The organism is Aromatoleum diolicum (assembly GCF_012910955.1).
In the GTDB taxonomy this organism is placed as follows: Bacteria; Pseudomonadota; Gammaproteobacteria; order Burkholderiales; family Rhodocyclaceae; genus Aromatoleum; species Aromatoleum diolicum.
In genome coordinates this window covers 1-2,583 of the sequence record NZ_WTVQ01000093.1, presented here as the reverse complement: position 1 = coordinate 2,583, position 2,583 = coordinate 1, and the positions used below count along the sequence as shown (strand labels likewise).

Annotated in this window: 4 protein-coding genes; 2 read left to right on the top strand and 2 right to left on the bottom strand. The window is 66.3% G+C overall.

Going from position 1 to position 2,583, the window contains the following annotated elements; translation table 11 throughout:
• Both GPA25_RS23495 and GPA25_RS23490 read right to left on the bottom strand, forming a co-directional pair.
• Positions 1-468 (bottom strand): NnrU family protein (locus GPA25_RS23495; protein ID WP_169262815.1); only part of this gene is annotated, 468 nt, incomplete at its 3' end.
• Positions 465-1,079: an MOSC domain-containing protein gene (locus GPA25_RS23490; protein WP_169262814.1), complete on the bottom strand. Its 615-nt coding sequence runs from the start codon at positions 1,077-1,079 to the stop codon at positions 465-467. The genes GPA25_RS23495 and GPA25_RS23490, both read right to left, overlap by 4 nt.
• A 35-nt stretch (positions 1,080-1,114) precedes the next feature.
• On the opposite strand from GPA25_RS23490, the gene GPA25_RS23485 reads away from it, so the two are divergent.
• Together GPA25_RS23485 and GPA25_RS23480 are read left to right on the top strand one after the other, a co-directional pair.
• Positions 1,115-1,441 carry a DUF504 domain-containing protein gene (locus GPA25_RS23485; protein WP_246266140.1) on the top strand — a complete coding sequence of 109 codons (327 nt, stop codon included), beginning with the start codon at positions 1,115-1,117 and terminating at the stop codon, positions 1,439-1,441.
• A gap of 61 nt (positions 1,442-1,502) precedes the next feature.
• Entirely contained in the window at positions 1,503-1,817 is a 315-nt protein-coding gene (locus GPA25_RS23480; protein WP_169262813.1) for a Fic family protein, read from the top strand.
• The last annotated feature ends 766 nt before the right edge of the window (positions 1,818-2,583 follow it).

Here is a 2,583-nt window from a genome sequence, read left to right as displayed (position 1 = left end):
CCCCCGCACCACCCCCGGCGCCCGGTCGCGCCGGCGCGCGGCGAAGAAGCTCGCGATCGCCCACACCAGGAAGCAGCCGAACAGCAGCAGGTCGGCGAGCGTGCCGTTGGCGAGCAGGTGCGCGAGCGCCCATAGCTGCACGCCGAGCACCATCGGGTGGCCGAGCTTCGCCCGTAGTCGCGTGCCGGGCACATAGGCGGCGGCGATCAGGACGAAGGCGGGCAGCGTCAGCACCGCGGCCAGCTGCCGCGTCCACAGCGGCGGCGGCCACAGCACGAGCGGATCGAGCCGCGCCGAGCCGTAGCCCCATACAATCAGGCCGAGGCCGATCGCGGAGGCCAACGAGTAGGCCAGCTTCCACTTCGCCAGGCCATAGTGGGCGATGTACTGAGCGCGGTTGTCCTCGGCGAAGATGCGCGTCGAATGAGTGCTGAAGAACAGCAGCAGTCCGAGCATCAGGGCGGTCATGCGGGGTTCTCCGGGTGGGTTGTGAGAGGCGAGTCGGCGCCGAGCGCCCCGTCCGCGGGCGGCGCTGCTTCGCAGACGACCGCGTCGCCGATGCGCAGCACGCCGCCAATAAGGACGCGCGCGGTGACGCCGCCGTGGCCGCGCATCGCGTTGTAGCCGCCGGGGCCGAGCACGTCCTCCATACGCGAGCAGGGCTCGCAGATGCCGGTGAGCTCGAGCACGACCTCGGCGCCGATGCGCAGCAGCAGCGGCTGGTCGCGGAACAGCGTGCGCGCGGCAAGCAGGTTCAGGCCGGAGACCACCAGGTTGCGCCGCAGCAGCGCCGGATCGACCTCGTCGCGGCCCGCCAGCGCCGCGATCACTGCCAGATGCGCGGCCTGGATCAGGCTCAGCTGGCGCTTGCCGCCACCACGACCGGAGGCGGCGCAGTGATCCCCGGCGAGCCCGCGGCCGGCCAGCGCGCGCGCCTCGCCCACCGGCTGCGCCGCAGCCCGTCGTGCCGGGCGCAACAGGATCGCCTCGAGCCGGCCGGCGTGAGCGAAGCGGCGCGTCAGCGTGCGCAGGTCTACAGGCTCGGCAGCGGAGGCGGCGGCGGAACGGGCAGGCGGCATGGCGGTCAGTGCAGATGAAACACGGGAGACGCATCATGCTACCGCGCCTGCCGTCCCCCGCCCCAGCTCACGCCATGATTCCGATCCACGCACTGCTCGCCCGCATCCGCTGGGACCCCGCCTTCGGCCGCGGGGAGTTCGTCATCGGCTATTACGACCGCGTCGCCCGACACATTGTCCGCGTGCCGCTGCGCCGGCTGGCGTTCCCGGATCACGACCACTTCGCCTGCACCCTCGTCGATGACGAAGGCGAGGCCCGCCAGCTGCCTTTGCACCGCATCCGCGAAGTGCTCAAGGACGGCCGTCTGATCTGGCAGCGCGACGGCCCGCCCGGCGAAGCCCCGCACCGCCACCGGACCTGAATTTTGCTCGGCCGCCACCCAGAGTGAACTGGACGCGCTCGGCGGTTGTTTTGAGGGCGCCATGCGATCCTGGACGAAGTCGATCGAGAATCCCTCCAGCCGGCAGCCCGGCGTTGCCGAGGAGGTAGCCGGAGACGCGACCGGCAGCGGCGGAGCTACTGCGCCGGTAGGAAAGGCCGGACTCGCCCGGGTCGCCCATGCCCAATTCGAAACGATCCACCCTTTCCGCAACGGCAACGACCACACCGAACGCCTGCTGATCCCGCTGATGCTCGCCGCGGAGGGATTTCCGCCTCGGTGTGTGTCCGGCCCGCTGTACCGCAAGCGGCACAACTACTTCGATGCCCTGCTGGAAGTGCAGTTGCGCTCGCGGTAGGACGACGTTTTAGTCGCCCACGAAGCGATCGCCGTTCTCGATCTTGCGTTACGCACAATCCAGTGTGGAACCTTTTAAAAAAAAACGGGCCCGCTCATCGGCGGGCCCGTTTTTGTAGATCGTTCTACAACCACTTTGGATACTGCAATTCGCTAACTACTTGATTTTATGGGGCGACATACCGGGATCGAACCGGTGACACCCTGGAGCCACAATCCCCGTCAGTTTTCTTATAAATCAGTCACTTGAGCATGTTTTCAATCTACAAACTCCACTCATCTGTGGTCCCGGAAGCCGCGTCAGTGCTCATAGCTGGGCAATTTTGTAGAACGGTTTCGGCACCCTTCTGCACGCGCTGAACGGGCGCACAGATTGGGCACTTTCGAACCCGAATCGTGCACCCGACGAATCATTCTAGACGCACCGGGCGCGACCGCAACTGGCGCTCACCGTTCCACCTCGTCACGCAGGCGAGTGACAACTTTTTGCCCGGCCATGGTCCATCCGACTTCGTCAAGGTCCACCGCACTCCTGAGGTTGCCCCCGAAAAACGGACGCCATGAAGTGCGGCTCTATGGCCTCAGGATGAAAACGAGGATACCGGGTCTATACCGCGTCGGTCACAGGCTTGCGGCGACGTCGATGTTTACCGGCGCACTCGCGCCTTGTGAGGGCTAGTTTGACGCGCCGTAAGACGCGATTGACATTATCATAAAACGTTCTACAATCACCGGAATGTTGCGGAGCAGCATGCCCGGCGCCCCAA